Source organism: Porphyrobacter sp. CACIAM 03H1 (assembly GCF_002215495.1).
GTDB lineage: Bacteria > Pseudomonadota > Alphaproteobacteria > Sphingomonadales > Sphingomonadaceae > Erythrobacter.
In genome coordinates, this window is sequence record NZ_CP021378.1 from 3,192,110 (window position 1) to 3,214,817 (window position 22,708).

Genomic DNA, 22,708 nt, shown 5'->3' on the forward strand with positions numbered 1-22,708 from the left:
TTCGTATCAGAAGTTCTTGCGTATCGTCAGGTTGAAGGTCCGCCCGTAGAGCTCGTGGCGGCTCGGGAAGGTGCCCACCTGCTGGCCGCCCGCGTTGAACAGGTCGTTCTCGGTCACGAAGGGCTCGTTGGTCAGGTTGAACACTTCCGCGAGGATCTGCACCCCGTTGAGGAAGCTGCCCTCGTTCGAGAAGGTGTAGCCGATCTGCGCATCGAGGATGGTTTCCGGCTGGGCCTGCGCACCCGAGAGCGAACCGTCGAAGTTCTGCACCTCGGACAGGAAGCCGTTGCGGTAGCGGGCCGCCAGCTTGGCGCGGAAGCCGTACTTTTCGTAGAACACGTCAGCCGACCAGGTCACGTCCGAATAGCCGGGAATGGCGATCGGGTTGAAGTTCTGGTTCTGCACCTCGGCATCGGCATAGGTGACGCTGGCGAAGCCGCCGAACCCGTCGAGCGTGTCGCTGAAGTCGCCGAAGTTCAGGCGAACCGTGCCTTCCACGCCGGTGATCGTGCCGTCGGCGAAGTTGACCGGGCCGTTGAAGATCCCGGTCGCGACCTGCGGGTTGGCCTGCAGGAAGGCGCCCGCGCCGAAGTTCTGGATCGACTGGCTGAGATCGGTCAGCTCGCTGAAGTCGATGACCCAGTCCGACAGGTCCTTGTGGAACGCCGCGAGGATGATCGCGGTGCCCGGCGAGAAGTACTTCTCGAAGGAGATGTCGTAGGAGGTCGACGAATAGGGCTGGAGCGCCGGGTTGCCGCCGCCGAGGTTGAAGCAGACCACCGAGGGCGGGTTGAAGGCGATCACCCGGTCGGGGCGCTGGTCGTTGTTGGTGTCGATGCAGCTCAGCGGGTTGAACCCGATGTTCTGGTTCGCCGTCATCTGGTCGAGCCGAGCGCGGGTGATAGTCTTGGCCGCGGCGAGACGGATGAAGGTGTCGGGCATGATCTCGAAGGCGAGGTTCATGCTCGGCAGCCAGTTGTCGTAGCTCGCCTCGACGGTGTTGATCCCGCCCGCGATCGTGCCGGTCGAACCCTGCTCGGTGTCGGCATAGCGCAAGCCGATATTGCCGCGCACCGGAACCGAACCCAGATCGCCGTCGATGTTGGCTTGGATGTAGAAGTTGTGAATCTTCTCCTCGACCACCCACTGGGTGTCAAAGGTGGCCTTCTCGACGAGGTAGGTGCCGTCGGTCAGGAAGCTCGACGGGTCATAGGCAAGGATGTCCATGCCCAGGCTCTTGGTGTCGGTCGAGCCGACGATGGCGCCGGTCGGCACCCGCAGCCCGTTGCCGAAGGCGGGGGTGGGACGCAGGAAGCTCTCGTTCGAATCGAAGCTCTTCTGGCGGTCGGTGTAGAGCCAGCCGACGGTGATGCGGTCGATGAAGCCGCCGTCGAACTCCCAGTAGGTCTCGGCGCGCAGCTGGTGCAGCTCGTCCTCGATGATCGGCTGCTTGATGAAGCCGACCTGGCCCCAGCCGCCCGGATCGGTGAGCAGGACGTTGGCCGGGTTGGTGTAATCGACCTGGCTGGCGATGGTGTACTGGCCGTCATCCGGGAAGGTGAAGGTCAGGCGATCCTGCAGGCCCGAACGCGCGCGGCCGGTGCCGGCATAGCTTTCGTAGTCGATGTCGTTGCGGTCGAGGGTCGAGTAGCCGTAGTCGAGCACGAAGCCGAGGTTGTCGGTCGCCTTCCACTCCATGTTGCCGCCCAGCGCGAAGATCTCGCTGTCGGCACCCTCGGTGTCGGTGCGCAGGATCGGCACGACCGCGCTGTAGGTGGCGCTGTCGGCGAAGGGCCCGCTGCCCTGCGCGCCGACGAAGCTCGCGCCGCTCCACGAGGCGATCGGGGTTTCGGTCCCGCGGAAGATGCCGCTGTCGGTGGTGTTGGTGTAGAAGCCGTCGAGGGTCAGCGAGAAGCTGTCGCTCGGCTCGAACTGCAGGCTGCCCGCGACCGAGGTGCGTTCGAAGTTGCGGCTGACGACACCCTGACGCGGGTTGTCGGCGGGGTAGATCACGCCGCCCGGGGTGCGGGCGATCTGGAACTGGTTGGTCTTCAGCTCGCGGCTGATGAACTGGGTCGGGATCGACTGGATCGTGGCACCCAGCGACCAGCCGATGGTGCCGTCGGCGTTCTGGTCGATGTAGCTGCCGAAGAAGCGGTAGCCGTCCGAGGCGAAATCGGGGTTGAGCGAGCCGCTGTCGTTGATCGTGTAGGTGCCCGACACGGTGATCTGGCGCTTGTTCGAATCCAGCGGACGGATGGTGCGCAGGTCGACCGCGCCGGCGATGCCGATCGCGGCGAGCTGGGCGTCACCGGTCTTGTAGACCACGCCCTGGCCGATCAGTTCCGAGGGGAACTGGTCGAATTCGATGCCGCGGTTGTTGCCCGCCGAGACAATCTCGCGGCCGTTGAGAAGCGAGAGCGAGAAGTCCGGGCCGAGGCCGCGGATCGAGATCTGCTGCGAGCGGCCGCGCACGCGCTGGGCGGTCACGCCGGGCAGGCGGGCGAGGGTGTCGGCGATCGACTGGTCGGGTAGCAGGCCGATGTCTTCGGCCGCGATCACTTCGACGATCGAGGTGGCGTTGCGCTTGGCATCGAGCGAGGACTGGATCGACCCGCGGATACCGGTGACGACGATCGCGTCTTCACCCTGGCCCTCGGCGACGGCCGCCTTTTCCTCGTCGGTCTCCTGCGCCATCACCGGCGCACCGGTGGCGGTCAGCGCAAGAAAGGTCGCGGCCCCGCAAAGCAGGCGCGCGCTACGATTGATCCCGTTCATTCTCATCAGAAGTCCCCTCCCGCTAGCGCCGCTGTTCGTGCGCTTTTGCAGGTTTTTTCATAGCCCATGCCGGAGCGCAGGTAAATCGCCAAATGGCAGTAGTGTGACGCGGCCGTGGATTGGCCTATTTATAATTTTATTTCAAGTGCTTGTCTGCGCCTGCCCGCACGACTTCTGGCCGTGGCCGCGTTTGAGCGAGCGCAAATGTTGCCCTATGGACACAGTTTTCGCATTTGCCGCATCGCAGCATGATTTCCGGAGCGCCCGCGCCAGGCGGCGGTGGAGGCACCTGCCTTCCGAACCCGCATTTTCCCTCACATTAACAGATGCTTGTGCAACAACCTTGGAGTGACGTCCCGACTTTGTTAGGCTCCGCGACATGGCCACACAGCCCGCCCCGCCCCGGCATAGACCTCCGCAAGGATGGGCAATCGCACCTGCCGTGCCGCAGGTCGGCGTTTTTGCATCCGGCAATCAACCACTTATCAGCGTCGAGAACTTTCTGGAGAACCCGGAGCACGCGATCTTGCAGGCCTGTTTGCAAAAATTTGCAAAAATCACGCCCCAGTACCCGGGCGTGCGCGCCGCGCTCGATCCGGCGGTGTGCCGGGCTTGGCTCGGAGTGCTCTCTCCCCTGCTCGATCAGTGGTTTGGCGGCGACGGGCGGCCCTGGGCGATGCAGGCGTGGTATTCGCTGGTGACGACCCCGCCCGCCGCCCTCGCCCCGATCCAGCGCCTGCCCCATGTCGACGGCACCGATCCGCAGCAGATCGCGATGATGCTCTACCTCCACCGCACCGGGCACGGGGGGACGGCCTTCTTCCGCCACCGGGCGACGGGCTTCGAGTCGCTCACCGCCGAAACCTATCTGCGCTATGCCGCCGCGGTGCAGGACGAGGTGGCGCGCGCGGGCCTGCCGTCCGCCGCCTACCCGACCGACGGTGCCCCCAATTTCGAGCGCATCCATGTCGCCGTGGGGACCTTCAACAGCGCGATCTTCTATCGCGGCAACATCCTCCACAGTGGGGTGATCGACAACTCCGCCCCCCTGAGCGCCGACCCCCGCGAGGGCCGGCTGACGATCAACGCCTTCTTCCGCCCTGTTCCGGGCCGAGAGGCACAAGCAACGGGATGAATGCCATGGACCGGCCCGAGGTGAGGAAACTGGTGATCGTCGGCGGGGGCACCGCCGGGTGGATCACCGCGGCGGCCTTCGCGCGGCTGCTGGGCCAGCGTTTGCAGATCGAGCTGGTCGAGAGCGAGGCGATCGGCACGGTGGGCGTGGGCGAGGCGACGATCCCGCAGATCATCCGGCTGAACGCGATCCTCGGGCTCGACGAGAACGCCTTTCTCTCCGCCACATCGGGCACCTTCAAGCTCGGGATCGAGTTCGTCGACTGGGGCCGCAAGGGCAGCCGCTATCTCCACACCTTCGGCGACACGGGGATGACCCTCGCCAATGTCGCCTTCCACCACCACTGGCGCCGCAGCGCCGGGACCGCCCCCGATCCGAAGGGGCTGTGGGACTTCTCGCTCCACCAGCTGGCGGCGGACCAGGCGCGCTTCGGGAAGCTCGACCGGGTCGGCAACACCGCGATGACCGGCCTTGCCTATGCCTACCACTTCGATGCCAGCCGCTATGCCCTGTTCCTGCGCGACTATGCCGAAGGGCGCGGCGTGACCCGCACCGAGAGCATCGTCGAGAGCGTCGCGCGCGACGGGGAGAGCGGCGACATCCGCTCGATCACGCTGAAGGGCGGCAAGGAGGTCGCGGGCGACTTCTTCATCGACTGCACCGGCTTCCGAGCGCTGCTCTTGGGCGAGACGCTGGGGGTGGGCTACCGCGACTGGTCGAAATGGCTCCCCTGCGACCGCGCGCTCGCCGTGCCGTCAGAACGGTTGCCGGTGCTGGTGCCCTATACCCGCGCGACCGCGAGGGACGCGGGCTGGCAGTGGCGCATCCCCTTGCAGCACCGCACCGGCAACGGGCACGTTTATTCCTCGGGCTTCGCCACCGACGATGCGGCGGCCGACCTGCTGATGGCAGGGCTCGACACCCGGGCGCTCGGCGATCCGCGCCCGATCCGCTTCACCACCGGACGGCGCGAGGCCTTCTGGGCGCACAACTGCGCCGCGATCGGCCTGTCGAGCGGCTTCCTCGAACCGCTCGAATCGACCTCGATTCACCTGATCCAGTCGCATGTCAGCCGGCTGATCCAGCTCTTCCCCCGCGCCGGCGACCCGTCCGCGATGCGCGCCGAATACAACCGGCGCTGCGAGGAGGAATTCGCGCAGATCCGCGATTTCCTGATCCTGCACTACCACCGGACCGACCGCGAGGACACGGAGTTCTGGCGCTTTTGCAAGCACATGGATGTGCCCGACAGCCTCACCCACAAGATCGCGCTGTTCGCCTCCTCGGGCCGGGTAGGGCGCGACGTGGACGATCTGTTCCGCGATGCGAGCTGGGTGCAGGTGATGCTCGGCCAGGGGATCGTGCCGGCGGATTACGATCCGATGGCCGACCAGCTGAGCGAAGCGCAGCTCGCTGAGTTCCTCGCCAACCTCAGGATGCTGATCGCCCGCGCCGTCGGTACGCTGCCGACCCACGAGGAATATCTCGCGCGCCACTGCCCCGCCGACGCGAGCCTTCTGGCGGCGTGACGCCGCGCACCGGGCAGGCAAAGAAAAAGGGCGGCGCAGACACCTGCACCGCCCGTTTTTCCTGTGGCCGCGAGGGCCCGCCGATTACTTCGACTGCTGCTCGAGGTAGGCGACGAGGTCCGCGCGCTTCTGGTCGTCCTTGACGCCCGGGAAGGCCATCTTGGTGCCCGGCACGTAGGCCTTCGGGTCCTTGAGGTAGTCGAACAGCACGTCCGGCGTCCAGGTGATGCCGCTGTTCTTGTTGGCGTCCGAGTAGGAGAAGCCGGCGACCGTGCCGGCCTTGCGGCCCACGACCTTGTGCAGCGACGGGCCCACGCGGTTCACGCCTTCGTCGAACACGTGGCAGGTGCGGCACGCGGCGAAGACCTTCTCGCCCGAAGCCGGATCGCCGGTGAAGCTGGCATAGGTCACCGCGCCGCCGGCAGGCGCCGCAGCGGCGGCATCGGCCGGGGTTTCGGTCGCAGCCGGAGTCTCGGCCGGAGCCATCTCGGTCGCTGCCGGAGCTTCGGCTTCCTCGGCCTGCTTGCCGCCGCAAGCCGAAAGGGTGGCAAGGCTCGCCAGCGCGGCCGCGCCCATCAGGAAATTACGCTTCATGGTCGTTTGTCCTCTGAACAAGATGTTCCTCCCGCATCCCAGCGGGGCTTAACCCAGAATTTCGGGCATGGAAAGCGGGACTTCACCTGCGCACAAGGCCCTCTCCCCAGACACCGCAAAGACCCCAACGCACGGCCGGGCAAAGGGTTTCCCGCCGCGTTGCGGGAAAGTTGCCTTGGGCTCCGGGGGCGCTATGTTCGCGCGCATGAAAAACCTGCCCTGGCACACCAAGCTCGTCCTCGCCCTCATGGCGTTCGTCCCGCTCTATTTCATGATCGCCGCGCTCGGCACCAAGATCGGGATATGGGACTGGAAGCTCGGGCTGATGACCCTGACGCTGGGCGGCGGGATGATCCTCCTAGGGATCGCTGCGCTGGCGGCGCTGGTCTCGCTGGTCCTGGGCGTGCGCGCCAAGCCGCGGCGCAACGGGGTGCTGGCGGCGGCGATCATCGGCCTGCTGGTGCCCGCCGCCGCGCTGGCGGTGTTCCTCGGCATGGGCGGCAAGGCGGCCGGCAACCCGATCCACGACATTTCCACCGACACCGGCAACCCGCCGGCCTTTTCCGAAAGCACGATGGCCGCGCGCGAGGCGGCGGGGGCCAATCCGCTGAGCGACTACCAGGTGCCGCTCAGCCAGCTGCCGCTCTATGCCGAGCGCACCCCGCCCGAACTGGCGGTCAAGAGCCACGCGCAGATCATCACCGCCCGTCCCGACCGCCCCGCCCCGCTGCCGCTGGGCGGCGCGAGCAAGGCGGAAGGCACGGCGGCGGTTGCGGCGGCGATGGCGGCGATGGGGCTGACCGAGATCCGCCAGGACGCCGCCACCGGCACGGTCGAGGGCGTGGCGGAAAGCTTCTGGTTCGGCTTCAAGGACGATGTCGTGGCGCGCGTGGGCGATGCGCAGATCGATTTCCGCTCGGTCAGCCGGGTCGGGATCAGCGATCTCGGCGCCAACACCGCGCGCATCGCCGAACTGCGCCAGCGCACCGAGGCGCTGCTGGGCGCGGCGAGCCGCTAACCCACGAAGGCCCGCACCGCCATCGCGCTGCGCTGCACGACGGTGAGGGCGCAAAGCCCCGCATAGCCGAGCGCCAGCACCGGGAACCACGCGGGCGCGAGGCACATGGCGATGAACACCGCGATGGTCTCGGCCCCTTCGGCAAGGCCGGTCGAATAGAAGAAGCTCTTCTTCCCGTGCGCCTCGGTCTCGGCCCCGCGCTTGGCGGCGATGACCGCAAAGGCGAGGAAGCTCACCCCCGTCAGCACGAAGCTTGCGACCAAGACCAGCGCGGGCACGGCATTGGCGGGCGCCAGCACCCCGAAGCCGACCGGCACGCTCACGTAGAAGGCGAAATCAGCGACGATGTCAAAATAGCCGCCGAGATCGCTCGGCCCGCGCGCCCGGGCCACCGCCCCGTCGAGCCCGTCGGCGAGGCGGTTGGCGAGGATCAGCGCAAGGCCCCAGCCGATCTGGCCGAAGGCGATGGCCGCCGCGCCCGCGAGCCCCAGCGCGAGACCGGTAAAGGTCAGCCCGTTGGCGGTGACGCCCGCCGCCGCCAGCGCACGCCCGGCGGCGTTGAGAGGAGGGTCGATCAGCGGGCGGAGCTTCGCGTCGAACATCGCGTCCCCCTCACCACGTCACCAGCCCGATCCACGCGCCGGTCATGGCGGTGGCGAGGTTGCCGCCGATCCAGCTCTTCATGCCCAGCCCCGCCGCCTCGGCGCGGCGCTCCGGGCAGAGCGTGCCGATGGTCGAGACCAGCAGGCCGACGCTGGCGAGGTTGGCGACGCCGCACAGGGCATAGGTGACGATCAGCTGACTGCGCGGCCCCAGCGTTCCTGCCGGCAGGGCCGCAAGTTCGAGATAGGCGACATATTCGTTGAGCACCGCCTTGGTCCCCATCAATGCGCCTGCCGCCTGCGCCTCGGCCCAGGGGACGCCGATCAGCCACATCAGCGGGGCCAGCGCCCAGCCGAAGATGCGCTTCAGCGTCAGAGCCTCGCCCTCGACCAGCGGCAGCAACGCCAGCGCCATGTCGACCAGCGCGACGAGGGCGAAGACGGTGATGATGACGGCGATCACCGCGAGGAACAGCTGCATCCCGTCCATCGTGCCCTTGATGACCGCATCGATGCTGCTCGCATAGCCGAGGTCCGAAGCCTCGCCGTCGACCTCGGTCGCGCTCTCATCGGGGGTGCCCGGCACCATCAGCCGGGCGACGAGCAGCGCCGCCGGCAGCGAGATCAGCGAGGCGGCGATCATGTGCCCGGTCGCATCGGGCACCACGGCGCGCAGGGTGGTGGCATAGAGCACCAGGATCGCGCCCGAGATGGTCGCCATCGTCAGGGTCATGATCTGGAACAGCTCGGCGCGGCTGACCCTGCCGAACCACGCGCGGGTGACGAGCGGCGCCTCGACCACGCCGAGAAAGACGCTCGCCCCGCCCGACAGGCCGACCACGCCCGATACGCCGAGCGAGCGCCGCAGGAGGAAGGAGAGGCAGTTCACGATCCAGCGCAGCACCCCCCAGTGCCACAGCAGCGCGGCCAGCGCCGAGAAGACGATCACCAGCGGCAGGATCTGGAAGGCGATCACCAGCGGCGGCTGCGCGCCCTCCCTGAGGGCGAAGGGCAGCTCCGCCCCGCCGAGATAGCCGAACATGTAGGACGAACCCTTGAGCGTCGCCTGCTCCACCGCGGCGACCGCATCGTTGGCGAGGCCGACCGCCGCCCAGATCGCCGGCACGCGCACGATCAGCACCGCCAACACGCCCTGAAGCGCCAGCGCGCCCGCCATCCAGCGCCAGCCGGGCAGGCGCGCGCGGTTCTCGCTGAAAGCCCAGGCAAGGCCCATCAGCGCGGCAAGGCCGATGATCCCGCGCAGCTGGTCGAACAGTTCCAAGACATCCCCCTCATGCGGTCAGCCCCGCCCTTCTTGCCGAAGACGCGGCCCAACGCCAGCCTGCCCGGCGCAGCCCGCCGGTCAGCCGCGCATCCAGGTGTGGTACTTCTCGACCCACCTCAGCAGGCCCTCGGGCTTGTTGGCGCGCTTCCAGTTGCCGGCGGCGAACTTGTTGGCCTCGGCCATGGTCGGGTAGGAGTGGATCGTGCCGAGGATCTTGTTGAGGCCGATACCGTGCTTCATCGCCAGGACGTATTCGGCCAGCAATTCGCCCGCGTGGGCGCCGACGATGGTGGCGCCGAGGATCTTGTCCTTGCCGCCTGCCGGGGTGAGCACCTTGACGAAGCCCTTGGTCTCGCTCTCGGCGATGGCGCGGTCGAGATCGTCGAGTTCGTAGCGCGTCACCTCGACCGCGATGCCCTGCTCTGCCGCCTCGCGCTCGTTCAGCCCGACGCGCGCGACCTCGGGGTCGAGGAAGGTGACGGCGGGGACCACGCGGTAATCGGCCTTGAACTTGCGGAAGGTGCCGAACAGCGCGTTGACGCTGGCATACCATGCCTGGTGGCTGGCGGTGTGGGTGAACTGGTAGGGGCCCGCCACATCGCCGGCAGCGAAGATGTTGGGGAATTTGGTCGCGAGGAATTCGTCGGTGGTCACGGTCTTGCCCGTGTCGACGCCGATGTCCTCGAGCCCGAAGCCGGTCAGCCGCGCCTTTCTGCCGATGGCGACGATCAGCGCGTCGAAAGCGATCCGAACCTCGCCCCCGTCATGCTCCGCGACCAACTCCCGCTGCTCGATCCGCACCGCCTTGTGGCCGGTGAGGACGCGGACCCCGTCCGCCTCCAGCACCTCGCGCGCGAGCGCCGAAACGTCGGCATCCTCGCGCCCGAGCAGGCTGTCGGCCATCTCGACCTGCGTCACCTCGGAGCCGAGCCGCGCCAGCGCCTGCGACAATTCGCACCCGATCGGCCCGCCGCCCAGCACCGCGACCCGCTGCGGTGCCGCGTCCATTTGCGCGAAGGCCTGCCACATGGTCTCGCTGGTGAGGTATCCGCTCTCCTCGATCCCCGGGATCGGCGGCACGACCGGCTCGGCCCCGCTGGCGATGATGATGCTGCGCGTCGTCAGCCTTTGCGTGCCGCCGTCATTGAGCGCGATCTCGACCGTCCACGGGTCTATGATCTTCGCATAGCCCTTGACCACGTCGACCCCGAGACCGGTGTAGCGTTCGACGCTGTCGTGCGGCTCGATCGCCTTGATGGTGTCCAGCACCCGCGCGATCACCGCCTTGAAGGGCACCTCCGGCTCCACCGCCGCCAGCCCGTAGCGGTCGGCATGGCGCATCGTGGCGGCGACCTTGGCGCTCTTGATGATCGCCTTCGACGGCACGCATCCGGTGTTGAGGCAGTCCCCGCCCATTTCGTGCGCCTCGACCAGCGTCACCTTGGCCTTCACCGTCGCGGCGATATAGGCCGAGACGAGGCCCGCCGAACCCGCGCCGATCACCACCAGATTGCGGTCGAATTTCCTGGGGCGCCGGAACCCGGCATAGACCTTGCGCCGCTTGATCAGCCCGATGATCCCCTTGGCGATCCACGGCACGATGCCGAGCAACACGAAGCTCCCCAGCACCGCCGGCGAGGCGATGCCCGACAGGCTGTCGATCCGCGCCAGCTGGGTGCCCGCGTTGACGTAGACGATGGTGCCGAGCAGCATGCCGATCTGGCTCACCCACATGAAGGTAAGCGTGCGGATGCGGGTCAGGCCCATGACGAGGTTGACCATGAAGAAGGGGAAGACCGGGATCATCCGTAGCGAGAAAAGGTAGAACGCCCCGTCGCGCTCCAGCCCGGCGTTGATCGCCTTCAGCCGCTCGCCGAAGCGCGCCTCGATGCTGTCGCGCAGCACGTAGCGCGAGGACAGGAAGGCGAGCGTCGCCCCGATGGTCGAGGCGAAGGAGACGATCACCGTGCCCCACACCACGCCGAACAGGGCGCCCGCCGCCAGCGTCATGATCGCCGCGCCGGGGAAGGACGCGGCGGTGACGACGACATAGGCGAGGAAGAACCCGGCGACCACCACCAGCGGATTGTCGCGCTGGAAGGCGGCCGTGCCGGCAGCAAGCGCCTTCACGCCCTCGAGCGTCAGGTATTGCCCGAGGTCGAAGGCGAAATAGGCGGCGGCAAGCGCGGCCAGAACGGCGATGATGGCAAGCTTCTTCACTTGGTCCCCTTTCGGCCCGGTTCGCGGCCCTTCCCGCGCCGGTTACACGCCTCTTGCGAGGGCGGCGTATTCCGCGATCCAGCCTTTATCTATCCTGTGCTTCCAGGCGAGCACCCAGCGCCCCTCGGCAACGAGAGGACCGTAGCTCGCAATCGCGCGCCCGTCGCCGGTGTTCATGAGGTAGAGGCTGTGGCGGCGCGGGCGGTAGGCGGCGCGCGGCGGCTCGCCTGCGAGGAGGCTTCGCAGGTTGGCGGCGATCACGGGTCCGGCGAAGACGGCATGGACGCCCGATCGGGCAAGCGGCCGGTCGGTGCGCGCGGCGGCGTCCCCGGCGGCGAGAATGTGCGAGTGCGAGGTTGATCGCTGGTGGGCGTCGACCGCGATGAAGCCGCTTCCATCTGTGGCGATACCGCTCGCGCGCACCCAGGCGGGCGCGGCGCTGCCGGTGGCAGCGATGACGAGCTGCGCTGGTTCGAGCGATTGCCCGTCCGCGACCAGCGCCCCGTCCGTAAAGCGCGCCTCGGCGGCGATCACCGTGATCCCCTGGCGTGCAAGGGCGGTGGCGACCCGCCTGCGGACCCTGTCGGCAAAGCCGGGGAGCAGCCCGCCCGCGCCGGTCACCAGCACCACGTCGGGCCGGAGGTCGGCGTCAGCCATGTTGCGCAGCCCGAAGGCGATCTCCACGCCCCCCGCCCCGCCACCCGCCACGATGATGCGGGCAGGGATCTGCCCCGAGGCGCGCAGGTCGGCGAGGCGCTGCACGAAGGCACCGATAGGGCGCACCTCCAGAAGGCGCGGGTCCGCGCCGAGCAGCGCCGCCCCCTGCCCCTCGCCGCCGGTGTCGAAGGAGGCGATATCGAAGGCGATCCGCCCGCCCGCCGCCGTGGTCACCACCCGCGCGTCGGGATCAAGCGCCGCGAAGCGATCGAGCACCAGCTCCGCCCCGGCGCGCGCCGCGAGCGCGCCAAGGTCGACCACCCCCTCGTCCTCCGCGTGCTGGCCCGCAAGCCAGCCGGGGACCATCCCCGAATAGCGCAAGGCCGGCTCCGGGGTGAGCAGCACCCGGCGCGCCGCGGCGGGCGGGCCGCGGCGGACCCAGTCGGCCAGCACCGCGACATGGGCATGGCCCCCGCCCACCAGCAGCACCGTGCCTGCCTCGCCTGCCTGTTTTCCTGCCATCACCTGCGTATCATTGCCCGTGGTTCAGCAACCCGCAAGCTTTGCGCGCTAACGGGCGTGACTGATACTTTATTACCTCTCATCGCTTCTTGCAGACATATATCTTCAGGAATTTGAACATTATCCCCGCAGCGGAACCGCGGGCGCGCTCGACGATTGATCGCTTGCGGCGCGGCGTGGTTGCAATAGATGCAAAATTGCTCCTGCACGCGCCATCCGGCCGGGCATCGGATCGCTTGAACACAGGTTTCGGACGGAAAGGCTGCCATGGCAGGTGAAGGCCAAAGTTACGGCTCCAAGCTATCGCTGGTGAAGTTCTTCAGGATCTTCCTCGATATCCTGAAGCCCGAGGCGAACTTCTACTGGCTCGCCGCCGTCTACGGGATTGGCATCAGCCTGCTTTCGCTGGCGACCCCGATCTCGGTGCAGATGCTGATCAACACCATCGCCAACACCGCCATGCGCGCGCCGCTGGTGGTGCTGACGCTGACGCTGTTCGGCCTGCTGCTGATCTCGAGCTTGCTCTATGCCCTGCGCGTCCACCTGATGGAGATCTTCGCCCGCCGCTTCTATGCGCGGATGGTGGCCGAGATCTCGCTGATCTCGGTCTATGCCCAGAACCCCTTCTTCTCCGACGTGAAGAAGGGCCCGCTGTTCAACCGCTATTTCGACGTGGTCTATGTCCAGACCGCGATCCCGATCCTGTTCATCGGCGGCTTCACCACGCTGCTGCAGATCGCGGTCGGCTTCGTGCTGGTGAGCCTCTACCACCCCTATTTCCTCGGCTTCACGCTGGTGATGATCGCGCTGATCTGGATCGTCTGGCTGGCATGGGGTGCCCGCGCGCTGCGCACCGGGGTGGATGTCAGCCACGCCAAGCACGCCACCGCCGCCTGGCTGGAGAGCATCGGCGGCTCCAACGGCTTCTTCAAGTCGCAGCGCCGCATCGACTACGCGCTCGACAAGACCGACGATCACACCCGCGACTACATCGTCCAGCGCAAGCGCCACTTCCGCCACCTGTTCTCGCAGACCATCGCCTTCCTGGTGATGTATGCCGCGGCGAGCGCGGCACTGCTCGGACTGGGCGGCTGGCTGGTGATCGAGAACGAGCTGACCCTCGGCCAGCTGGTTGCCGCCGAGCTGGTGCTCTCGGCCGCCTTCCTGGGCGTCTCGCAGCTCGGCAGCTATCTCGGCTATTTCTACGACCTCTTCGCCGCGGTCGAGGAAATCTCGCACTTCTACGATGTCGAGCAGGAACAGCCCAAGGGCGCCGATCCCTTCGACGGGCCGGACCACACCATCGTCATGAACGGCGTGCGCGGAAAGGCGCGGCACGAGGAAGTGCAGTTCGACCTCGAGATTCCCTCGGGCGCGATCATCATGGCCTCGGCCAGCCATCACGGGGTGCAGCGGCTGTTCACCAACCTGCTGAAGATGCACGAACTGCCGAAGGGCGGGATCGCGACGCTCGGCGACATCGACATGAAGGCGATCGAGGCGCACCACCTGCGCAAGAACGTCCACGTGCTTGACCGGCCCAGCATCGTCGAGATGACGATCCGCGAATATCTCGCCCTGTCCTGCCCCGACACCGCGCCGCAGCGGATGCTCGGCGCGCTCGAGACGGTGGGTCTCGCCGGCACCATCGCGACGCTGGAAAAGGGCCTCGACACCCCGCTCGCGGCAACCGGCTTTCCGCTCTCGGCGGTCGAACTCCAGCAGCTGAAGCTCGCCAACGCCCTGCTCGAACGCCCGCGCATCCTTGTGCTTAGCCGGTTGTTCGACCTGCTCGAGCCCGAACCCATCGCCCGTGCCGTCGCCGAACTGCGGTCGCAGGCCTATTCGACCGTGATCTACTTCTCGGGCCGCCGCATCGATCTCGGTTTCGACCGCTTCCTCTATCTCGAGGCGAGGCAGCAGCGCTATTTCGGCAGCTTCGAGGAATTCACCGCGGCCAAGACCCGCTCCGCGCCGCCGCCGGGCGAGCCGCTCAGCAAGGGAGACGCGTGACCATGGCGACGCTCAAGGAGGACATGGCGCACTTCACCACGCTCGAATCGATCCGCACGCCGCGGGTCATGCGTGTGGTGTTCTTCATGCTGCTGGCGGCGCTGGTGATCACCGTCGCCTTCCTGATCTACGTCCCCTGGGTGCAGACCACCTCGGGCCGCGGGGTGGTGACGACGCTCAGCCCCAACGAGCGCAAGCAGGACATCAACGCCCTGGTGCCGGGCCGGATCGAGGAATGGTACGTGCGTGACGGCTCGTCGGTGAAGAAGGGCGATCCGATCGTCCGCATCGCCGACATCGACCCCAACCTGATCGAGCGCCTCCAGGCCGAACGCCGCCAGATCGAGCTGCAGCTGGCCGCCGCCCAGTCGGCGCTCGCGACCGCCCAGATCGACGAGCGGCGCTCGCGCGAGCTGTTCCAGGCCGGGCTTGCGGCGCGGCGCGATTACGAACTGGCGCAGATCAAGGTGGCCGACATGCAGGGCCGCGTCGCCGCCGCCCAGGCCGATCTCAACCGCGCCGATGTCAACATCTCGCGCCAGTCGGTGCAGATCGTGCGCGCACCGCGCGACGGCTTCATCCAGAGCCTCAACGCGGGCGATGCGGCGACGGTGGTGAAGGCGGGCGACGTGCTCGCCACCTTCGTGCCCGACGGCGCGGTGCGCGTAATCGAGATCTTCATCGACGGGCGCGACGTCGCGCTGGTGCGCCCGGGCGACAAGACCCGCATCCAGTTCGAAGGCTGGCCCGCGGTGCAGTTCTCCGGCTGGCCCTCGGTCGCGGTCGGCACCTTCGGGGGCCGCGTGATCACTGTCGACCAGTCGGCGCAGTCCAACGGCCGCTTCCGCGTGCTGATCGCCGAGGACAAGCTCGACGGCTATGGCTGGCCCGAGGAACGCTACGTCCGCTTCGGCGCGGCGGTGCAGGCTTGGGTGCTGCTCGAGACCGTGCCGGTGGGCTACGAGATCTGGCGCCAGCTCAACAACTTCCCGCCCGAACTGACGGCACCGCCGTCAAGCGGGGGGTCGGCGAACTGACGATGGTGCGAAGTCCCGCCTTGCCGCGGCCGGGCGCGCTGCCCGGCCCCCGATTGATCGGCGCGGCGGCGCTGGCGCTGGCGCTCGCGCTTGTCCCTGTGCCGGTTACCGCGCAGGATATCGCGCCCGTCGGCGATCCGATCGAGGTGGCGATCACCACCGGACCGCTGCTGCCCGAGGAAGTGCTGCGCTCCTCCGCGCTGACCTTCCCGTCGATCCTCGAGGCCTTCGAGCGCGAGGCCGCGGCCCGCTCCGACCAGCTCGCCGCCGACGGGGCCTTCGACCTGATGCTGAAGGGCGAGTATTACGACCGCCTGACCGGCTTCTATTCCGGCGGCTTCGGCAAGGTCGAGGCGCGCCAGCCGCTCAGGCCCTATGGCGCGGAAGTCTACGGCTCGTACCGCGTCTCCAACGGCGATTTCCCGACCTACGAGAACTACAACTACACCAACGCTCTCGGCGAGGCGAAGGTCGGCGCGCTGTTCTCGCTGCTGCGCAACCGCGACATCGACAGCCGCCGCTTCGCGATCGAGGACACCCGCCTCGCCGCCGCCCAGGCGCAGATTGACGTGATGCTGGTGCGCCTCAACGTCCAGCACGAGGCGCTGCGCGCCTATTGGCGCTGGGTCGCAGCCGGCGAGGAGATCCGCGTCTTCGAGGAACTGCTCGAGATCGCCGAGGCGCGCCAGATCGGCCTCGCCCGCGAGGTCGGCGAAGGCGCGCGGGCGCGCATCGCCCTGACGGAGAACGAGCGCAACCTGCTCAACCGCCGCGCGCGGCTGGAGGAGGCCAAGCGCAACTTCGCGACCGCTGCCAACAGCCTTGCCTTCTATCTGCGCGGGTCGAACGGGCAGATGATCGTTCCGACCCGCGAGCAGCTGCCGGACCTGTCGCGGATGAACGGTATCGCCCCGGTCGATACGCTGGTGGCCAATCCGATGAGCGAGGTGATCCAGAGCCGGCCCGAACTCACCGTCTTCAAGGTCGCGATCGAGCGCGCCAACAACCGCATCGCGCTGCGCCGCAACGACCTGCAACCCTCGCTCAATGCCAGCGTCGAGCTGTCGCGCGATTTCGGCCAGCTCGGGCCGGGCGGACCGGGGTTCGATTCGACCGACACGGTGGTCGGCCTGACCTTTTCGGTGCCGCTCCAGCGTCGCGAAGCGCGCGGTCGCCTCCAGCGCGCCGAGGCCGAACTGCGCGAGACCGAGCTGCGCCAGCGTCGCATCGCCGACCAGATCACGATGGAGCTCGGCAATATCATCGAGAACCTCACCGCCGCGCTCAAGATCGCCGATCTGGCCGAGGCCGAGGTCAAGCAGGCCAACGCGATGGTCCAGGCCGAGCGCACGCGCTTCCGGCTCGGGGCAGGCGAGTTCTTCCTGGTCAACCAGCGCGAGGAGGACGCCGCCAACGCCCAGGTGAGCGCCATCCGCGCCGACCTCGCCGGCCGCCTCGCCGAGGCCAGCTACAACGCGGCGACGATGAACCTGAAGGCGCTGGGACTGGAGTAGCGGGCAGTCAGATCCGACCGCGCAAAGCCTGATAGGCCGCCGCCGAGACGGTGTTGGCGAGATTCAGCGAGCGGATCACCTCGGAGCGCATCGGCAGCTTGAACAGCCGGTCGGGGTGGCGCTCGATGATCGCCTTGGGGATGCCCTTCGTCTCCTGCCCGAAGACGAGGAAGGCATCCTCCGGATAATCGGGCTCGTAGAAGGACCGCGCACCGAATTCCTCGAAGAGGAACAGCTGATCGGGGCGGGGCTCGCGGACTGCGAGGAAGGCATCCCAGCTCGCATATTCGGTCAGCCGCACGTGCGGCCAGTAATCGAGGCCCGACCGCTTCACCCGCTTGTCGCTGATCTCGAAGCCCAAGGGGTGGATCAGGATCAGCTCCATGTCGAGCGCGACGCAGGTGCGCCCCACCGCCCCGGTGTTGCCGGGGATCTCGGGCTGGACGAGGACGATGGCGGTCATGGGCGATCGCGGCTCAGTAAATCGGCTCAAGGTCGAAGCCGGTCAGGCGGAGCATTGCGAGCCCCACCTCCCGGACTGCCCCTTTCTCCGGCGTCCAGCGGTCATAGAAGGCATAACGTCCGCCGTCGGCCAGTTCGACGATCCACTGCGCACCATCTGTGCCTAGCTCGCAGGTCCCCGCCGGTTCCGCTGCAAGGCTGAAGCGCTCCAGCGTATTCCGGATGGCTCGGATCTCTGCGGGGGAAAGCTCGCGGCGAAGGCTCCGGGCGACCTCGCCGACCTTGAACCCGCCTTCCCCTGACAGGAGCTTGGCTTCCAGCACCGCTTTCCCACTCGCCTCAGCTTCGATCCTCACGATCATCGGGTGGTGAAAGGTGCGAAGCCATAGGAGGCGGATGTGAAACCGCTCCGGCTCTGCCGCGGCAAGCTCCGCGAGCGGCCGCTCACCGGCTTGGGCGAGGGTGGAGGAATACCACTCGGTCTTCAGATCGTTTAGAACAGTCGAGGCTGGAGTATCCGGGAAGCCGCAGACCTCCTTCATTGTCGAGAGATAGGACGGGAAGTACTGGCCCGGCTCGACCGACGCTTCACCGAGCGGAACGCCGAGCGCGGCATCCTCTTTGGGAGGCACCGCGCCGCACCCGGCGGCATGCAGAATGGCCAACGCCAGCGCCGCCCGGCGGACAAGCCCTTGCCGACGGACAGGTCTGGTCACCGGACCGGACGTCAAGCCGGATTCACCCCAGCTTGCTCTTCAGAAGCTGGTTCACCAGCTGCGGATTGGCCTTGCCCTGCATCGCCTTCATCGTCTGGCCGACGAAGAAGCCGAACAGCGCTTCCTTGCCGGCGCGGTATTGTTCGACCTTGTCGGCATTGGCGGCGATGATCGCGTCCACGGCAGCCTCGATGGCGCCGGTGTCGGAGACCTGCTTCAGCCCCTCGGCTTCAGCGATTTCAGCGGGATCGCGGCCGGTCTTGAGGACGATCTCGAAGATTTCCTTGGCCTGCCCGCCGCTGATCTCGCCCTTGTCCTGCATGGCGAGGATGCTCGCCTGTGCGCTCGCCGTGGCGTTGGCGGGATCGGCCTCGTCGCCCAGCGCCTTCATCACCCCCGGCGCGACCGACAGCGACCAGTTGGCGACCTGCGTGGCGACCGCGGGTTCATCCTTGCCGATCGCCCGGGCGGTTTCGGCCAGCAGGGTTTCGAAGCGCGCGAAGGTCTCGACCTCGGCAGTCAGCTCGCGCGCGTTGTAGGGGGTGAGGCCCAGCACCTCGACATAACGCTTGCGCTTGGCATCCGGCAGCTCGGGCAGCGAGGCGCGGCATTCGGCGAGGAAGTCGTCCTCCAGCACCAGCGGCAGCAGGTCGGGATCGGGGAAGTAGCGGTAATCGTGCGCGTCTTCCTTGCTGCGCATCGTGCGCGTGGTGCCGGTGCCGGGATCGAACAGGCGGGTTTCCTGCACGACCGTGCCGCCTGCTTCCAGCACATCGACCTGGCGCATCGCCTCGTGCTCGATCGCCTGCATGACGAAGCGCACGGAGTTGACGTTCTTGGTCTCGGTACGGGTGCCGAAGGGCTCGCCCACCTTGCGCACGCTGACGTTGACGTCGGCGCGCATCGAGCCTTCTTCCATGTTCCCGTCGCACGAGCCGACATAGCGCAGGATCGCCCGCAGCTTCCTGAGGTAAGCCCCTGCTTCGGCTGGCGAACGCATGTCGGGCTTGGAGACGATCTCCATCAGCGCCACGCCGCTGCGGTTCAAGTCGACATAGGACATGGTCGGGTGCTGGTCGTGCATCAGCTTGCCCGCATCCTGCTCGATGTGGATGCGCTCGATGCCGATGATCTTGTCTTCCGCAATACCGGCCTTCTCGTCCGCCTCGATCAGGAGTGAACCTTCGCCCACAATCGGATGATAAAGCTGGCTGATCTGGTAGCCCTGCGGGAGGTCGGCATAGAAGTAGTTCTTGCGGTCGAACCGGCTCCACGCGTTGATCTCAGCCTCGATCGCCATGCCGGTGCGCACCGCCTGCCGGATGCATTCCTTGTTGGGCACGGGCAGCATCCCCGGCATCGCCGCGTCAACGAGGGAGACCTGCGCATTCGGCTCCGCGCCGAAGGCGGTCGCGGCGCCGCTGAACAGCTTGGCGTTGGAGGTGACCTGCGCGTGGACCTCGAGGCCGATCACGACCTCCCATTCGCCGGTTGCGCCCTGAATGCGGTAGTTGCTCATTTCCTGTCCTCGTCCTCGATCACCTTGCCATCCGGCCCGAAGCGCATCTCGCCGTGATCGACGTTCTTTCTCACCCAGTTGGCGACCATGAACGTCACCGGCACCGCTAGGGCGATGCCGATCCCGGCAAGCCACAGCGGAAGGTCGGGGGTCACCACCACTTCTCCGGCTTCGCAGTGAAGCCCGCGCGCTGCTGGATCGCGAGGCCGGCGTTCAGCACGCCCTGCTCGTCGAAGGGCTTGCCAACCAGCTGGAGGCCGAGCGGCAGGCCGTCGGCGTTGATCGTCGCGGGGACGCTCATCGCGGGCAGGCCGGCGAGGCTGGCGGGGACGGCGAAGACGTCGTTGAGATACATCGTCAGCGGGTCGTCGGTCATCGAACCCAGCGGGAAGCTCGCGGTCGGCGTGGTCGGCGCGAGGATCACGTCGCATTCGGCGAAGGCGCGCTCGAAGTCGCGGGCGACCAACGCGCGGACCTTCTGCGCCTGGGTGTAATAGGCGTCGTAGAAGCCGGCCGAGAGCACGTAGGTGCCGATCAGGATGCGGCGCTTGACCTCGTCGCCGAACCCGGCGGCGCGGGTGGCGGCGTACATGTCCTGAAGGCCCACGCCGTCCGGCAGGTCGCGCAACCCGTAGCGCACCCCGTCATAGCGGGCGAGGTTGGAGGAGGCTTCGGCGGGGGCGACGATGTAATAGGCGGGCAGCGCATATTTGGTGTGCGGCAGCGAGACGTCGACGATCTCGGCGCCCGCGTCCTTCAGCCACGCCTTGCCCTGCTCCCAGCTGTCGAGGATCGCCTGATCGGTGCCCTCCATGCGGTATTCGCGCGGGATGCCGACCTTCTTGCCCCTGAGGTCGCTGTTCAGCGCCGCTTCCCAGTCGGGCACGTCCATCTGGAGGCTGGTCGCGTCCTTGGGATCGAAGCCGGCCATCGCGCCGAGCATGATCGCGCAATCCTCGACCGAGCGGGCCATCGGGCCGGCCTGATCGAGGCTCGAGGCGAAGGCGACGATGCCCCAGCGCGAGCAACGGCCATAGGTCGGCTTGATCCCGCAGATGCCGGTGAAGGCGGCGGGCTGGCGGATAGAGCCGCCGGTGTCGGTGCCGGTCGCGGCAGGCGCGATGCGCGCGGCGACGGCGGCGGAGGAGCCGCCCGAGGAGCCGCCGGGGCTCATCGGCTGGTTCGACCCAGCCTTGCGCCACGGCGAGGACACGTTGCCGAAATAGGAGGTCTCGTTGGACGAGCCCATCGCGAACTGGTCGAGATTGAGCTTGCCGAGCATCCCCGCGCCCGCGTCCCACAGCTTCTGCGAGACGGTGCTTTCGTAGCGAGGCGTGAAACCTTCGAGGATGTGGCTGGCAGCGGTGGTCTGCACACCGTGGGTGGCGAAGAGGTCCTTCATGCCGATCGGCACGCCGGCCATCTTGCCCAGTTCCTCGCCCGCGGCGCGCGCAGCATCGACCTTGTCGGCGGCGGCGAGCGCGTGGTCGGGAGTGGTGACGATGAAGGCGTTGAGGCTGGCGGCCTCGGCCACGGCGGCGTTGAAGGCTTCGGCCACTTCACGCGCGGTGAAGTCGCCATTTGCCACGCCGTCGCGGATGTCCTTTACGCCGAGAGAGGTGAGGTCAGTCATTGTTTCCAACCGTTCGCCCTGAGCCTGTCGAAGGGCTGTCCTTCTTGAGGCGCAGGGAATGAAAAGAAAAGCGGGGCTTCGACAAGCTCAGCCCGAACGGAAATGGGCGTAACCCCTTCCCTACTCGATCACCTTCGGAACCCCGAAAAAGCCGTGCTCGGCCGCGGGCGCATTGGCGAGCACGTCGTCGCGCTTGCCGCCGCCGGTCAGCGGATCGGCATCGACCACGTCCTCGCGCAGGCGCAGCGTGTTGGGGATCACCGCCGCCATCGGCTCGATTCCCGTGACATCCACCTCGCCGAGCTGTTCGACCCACTGGAGGATGCCGTTGAGTTCCGGGACCATCCGCTCGAGCGCCGCGTCATCCATGCGGATGCGCGCGAGGCTGGCGATCTTGGCGACGGTTGCCTTGTCGACCGACATGCGCGCCCCCGCCCTTACTGGCCCGGAGTGCCCTGGGGCGCACCCTGCGGCGCCCCGCCCGGACCGCCCGGAGCCGCGCCGCCCATCTGCTGCTGCATGGTCTGCTGCAGGATCTGGAGATTGCGGTCGAAGGTCGCGCGGCTCATGATGTCGATCACCTCGATCTCGAAGATCAGGTCGGCGTTCGGCGGGATCGGGGCGCCCGGGGGCGGGGTCGCGCCATAAGCCAGGTCGGCGGGGATGAAGAGCGTGTACTTGCCCCCCTTCTGCATCTGCTGGAGGCCCTGGAAGAAGCCCGGAACGGTCGCCCCGTCCTCGAGCGGGAAGGGCGTGCCCTCGGGGAACAGGCCCTGCACCGGGAGGGGGATGTCCTGCGATTCGTCGAACACCGTGCCGTCCGAGGCGAGCTTGCCCTTGTACTTGACCCACACGACCTCGCCGACCTTGGGATTGGGGCCGGTGCCCGCCACCTCGGTGTCGACGTTGAGGCCGCGCGGCACGGCGGCCCAAGCGAGGCCTGCGCCCACCAGCACCGCAAGGATCACCCCGATCCACAGCTTGGTCAGCGAGCCCTTGGCGAGCGGCTTGATCGGAACGCGCGTAATCTCGGTCATTGTAACGATCCTGATGAGCGGCACCTTCGCGCCGCGTGACGACGGCAAAAGGGCGCGGGGATAAGCCGCGCCCTGATGGCTGATCGGAAAGGGGGTTTCAAGCGGTTCCGGTTGCCGAAGCGCGCCTGACGACGGGAATTACTTGCTCCCGTCGCGCTCCATCCGCTTGCGCTCCATCTTGCGAGCGCGGCGCACGGCGGCGGCCTTTTCGCGGGCGCGCTTTTCCGACGGCTTCTCGTAGTGGCGACGCAGCTTCATTTCGCGATAAACGCCTTCGCGCTGCAGCTTCTTCTTGAGCGCGCGCAGGGCCTGATCGACATTGTTATCGCGAACCATGATTTGCATAAACGACGACTACCTCATGTCCAAACGCCCAGAGCCCCGCATGTGATTCTGCGCGGGGTTGCGCGGTGAATTTCCAATGAAATGCGGACGAT

20 protein-coding genes are annotated in these 22,708 nt (G+C 67.4%); 6 read left to right on the forward strand and 14 right to left on the reverse strand.

Going from position 1 to position 22,708, the window contains the following annotated elements:
* Positions 1 to 6: 6 nt before the first annotated feature.
* Entirely contained in the window at positions 7 to 2,778 is a 2,772-nt protein-coding gene (locus tag CBR61_RS15105) for a TonB-dependent receptor (RefSeq protein WP_088915121.1), read from the reverse strand.
* Between the two features lie 379 nt (positions 2,779 to 3,157).
* Here CBR61_RS15105 and CBR61_RS15110 point away from each other — a divergent pair, with 379 nt between their 5' ends.
* Both CBR61_RS15110 and CBR61_RS15115 read left to right on the forward strand, forming a co-directional pair.
* Complete coding sequence (locus tag CBR61_RS15110) at positions 3,158 to 3,913, forward strand: DUF6445 family protein (protein ID WP_267890700.1); 756 nt, start codon at positions 3,158 to 3,160, stop codon at positions 3,911 to 3,913.
* Positions 3,910 to 5,442 (forward strand): tryptophan halogenase family protein, encoded by a 1,533-nt coding sequence (locus CBR61_RS15115; protein WP_088915123.1) that lies wholly within the window; start codon positions 3,910 to 3,912, stop codon positions 5,440 to 5,442. Before CBR61_RS15110 ends, CBR61_RS15115 begins: the two co-directional genes overlap by 4 nt.
* Positions 5,443 to 5,526: 84 nt before the next feature.
* Here CBR61_RS15115 and CBR61_RS15120 read toward each other — a convergent pair whose 3' ends face one another.
* Positions 5,527 to 6,036, reverse strand: a complete 510-nt coding sequence (locus tag CBR61_RS15120; RefSeq protein ID WP_233996757.1) for a c-type cytochrome — start codon at positions 6,034 to 6,036, stop codon at positions 5,527 to 5,529.
* Between the two features lie 205 nt (positions 6,037 to 6,241).
* On the opposite strand from CBR61_RS15120, the gene CBR61_RS15125 reads away from it, so the two are divergent.
* Positions 6,242 to 7,054, forward strand: a complete 813-nt coding sequence (locus CBR61_RS15125; protein WP_088915658.1) for a DUF1499 domain-containing protein — start codon at positions 6,242 to 6,244, stop codon at positions 7,052 to 7,054.
* Here the strand turns inward: CBR61_RS15125 and CBR61_RS15130 are convergent.
* From CBR61_RS15130 to CBR61_RS15145, 4 genes are all read right to left on the reverse strand, one after another.
* A complete protein-coding gene (locus CBR61_RS15130) occupies positions 7,051 to 7,656 on the reverse strand; it encodes a CDP-alcohol phosphatidyltransferase family protein (RefSeq protein ID WP_088915125.1) in 606 nt (201 codons plus the stop codon). The genes CBR61_RS15125 and CBR61_RS15130 overlap by 4 nt on opposite strands.
* 10 nt (positions 7,657 to 7,666) lie before the next feature.
* Positions 7,667 to 8,938, reverse strand: a complete 1,272-nt coding sequence (locus tag CBR61_RS15135; protein ID WP_088915126.1) for a NupC/NupG family nucleoside CNT transporter — start codon at positions 8,936 to 8,938, stop codon at positions 7,667 to 7,669.
* 81 nt (positions 8,939 to 9,019) lie between these two features.
* Positions 9,020 to 11,161, reverse strand: a complete 2,142-nt coding sequence (locus CBR61_RS15140) for an FAD-dependent oxidoreductase (protein ID WP_088915127.1) — start codon at positions 11,159 to 11,161, stop codon at positions 9,020 to 9,022.
* Between the two features lie 42 nt (positions 11,162 to 11,203).
* Positions 11,204 to 12,340 carry an FAD-dependent oxidoreductase gene (locus CBR61_RS15145; protein WP_088915128.1) on the reverse strand — a complete coding sequence of 379 codons (1,137 nt, stop codon included), beginning with the start codon at positions 12,338 to 12,340 and terminating at the stop codon, positions 11,204 to 11,206.
* A 267-nt stretch (positions 12,341 to 12,607) separates the two neighbouring features.
* On the opposite strand from CBR61_RS15145, the gene CBR61_RS15150 reads away from it, so the two are divergent.
* Genes CBR61_RS15150 through CBR61_RS15160 form a run of 3 tightly spaced genes read left to right on the forward strand, consistent with a single transcriptional unit; the run spans position 12,608 to position 16,904 of the window.
* A complete protein-coding gene (locus tag CBR61_RS15150; protein WP_088915129.1) occupies positions 12,608 to 14,353 on the forward strand; it encodes an ABC transporter transmembrane domain-containing protein in 1,746 nt (581 codons plus the stop codon).
* Between the two features lie 2 nt (positions 14,354 to 14,355).
* A complete protein-coding gene (locus CBR61_RS15155; protein WP_172835979.1) occupies positions 14,356 to 15,390 on the forward strand; it encodes an HlyD family secretion protein in 1,035 nt (344 codons plus the stop codon).
* Between the two features lie 2 nt (positions 15,391 to 15,392).
* Positions 15,393 to 16,904 (forward strand): TolC family protein, encoded by a 1,512-nt coding sequence (locus tag CBR61_RS15160; RefSeq protein ID WP_088915131.1) that lies wholly within the window; start codon positions 15,393 to 15,395, stop codon positions 16,902 to 16,904.
* Positions 16,905 to 16,911: 7 nt separating this feature from the next.
* Here CBR61_RS15160 and CBR61_RS15165 read toward each other — a convergent pair whose 3' ends face one another.
* The 8 genes from CBR61_RS15165 to rpsU all read right to left on the reverse strand — a co-directional run bounded on the left by CBR61_RS15165 (position 16,912) and on the right by rpsU (position 22,616).
* On the reverse strand, positions 16,912 to 17,367 hold the full coding sequence (locus CBR61_RS15165) for a tRNA (cytidine(34)-2'-O)-methyltransferase (protein ID WP_088915132.1): 456 nt from the start codon (positions 17,365 to 17,367) through the stop codon (positions 16,912 to 16,914).
* 13 nt (positions 17,368 to 17,380) lie between these two features.
* The gene (locus CBR61_RS15170) at positions 17,381 to 18,031 is read right to left on the reverse strand and encodes a hypothetical protein (protein WP_088915133.1); all 651 of its coding nucleotides are present in this window, start codon (positions 18,029 to 18,031) and stop codon (positions 17,381 to 17,383) included.
* Between the two features lie 73 nt (positions 18,032 to 18,104).
* Positions 18,105 to 19,601: an Asp-tRNA(Asn)/Glu-tRNA(Gln) amidotransferase subunit GatB gene (gene gatB, locus CBR61_RS15175; RefSeq protein WP_088915134.1), complete on the reverse strand. Its 1,497-nt coding sequence runs from the start codon at positions 19,599 to 19,601 to the stop codon at positions 18,105 to 18,107.
* A complete protein-coding gene (locus CBR61_RS15180; protein ID WP_233996758.1) occupies positions 19,598 to 19,756 on the reverse strand; it encodes a glutamyl-tRNA amidotransferase in 159 nt (52 codons plus the stop codon). Before CBR61_RS15180 ends, gatB begins: the two co-directional genes overlap by 4 nt.
* On the reverse strand, positions 19,753 to 21,234 hold the full coding sequence (gatA, locus tag CBR61_RS15185; protein WP_088915136.1) for an Asp-tRNA(Asn)/Glu-tRNA(Gln) amidotransferase subunit GatA: 1,482 nt from the start codon (positions 21,232 to 21,234) through the stop codon (positions 19,753 to 19,755). The genes CBR61_RS15180 and gatA overlap by 4 nt, the downstream gene beginning before the upstream one ends.
* A 120-nt stretch (positions 21,235 to 21,354) precedes the next feature.
* Complete coding sequence (gene gatC / locus CBR61_RS15190; protein WP_088915137.1) at positions 21,355 to 21,657, reverse strand: Asp-tRNA(Asn)/Glu-tRNA(Gln) amidotransferase subunit GatC; 303 nt, start codon at positions 21,655 to 21,657, stop codon at positions 21,355 to 21,357.
* A gap of 14 nt (positions 21,658 to 21,671) precedes the next feature.
* Positions 21,672 to 22,271: an FKBP-type peptidyl-prolyl cis-trans isomerase gene (locus tag CBR61_RS15195; protein WP_088915138.1), complete on the reverse strand. Its 600-nt coding sequence runs from the start codon at positions 22,269 to 22,271 to the stop codon at positions 21,672 to 21,674.
* 138 nt (positions 22,272 to 22,409) lie between these two features.
* A complete protein-coding gene (gene rpsU, locus CBR61_RS15200; protein ID WP_017664771.1) occupies positions 22,410 to 22,616 on the reverse strand; it encodes a 30S ribosomal protein S21 in 207 nt (68 codons plus the stop codon).
* Between the last annotated feature and the right edge of the window lie 92 nt (positions 22,617 to 22,708).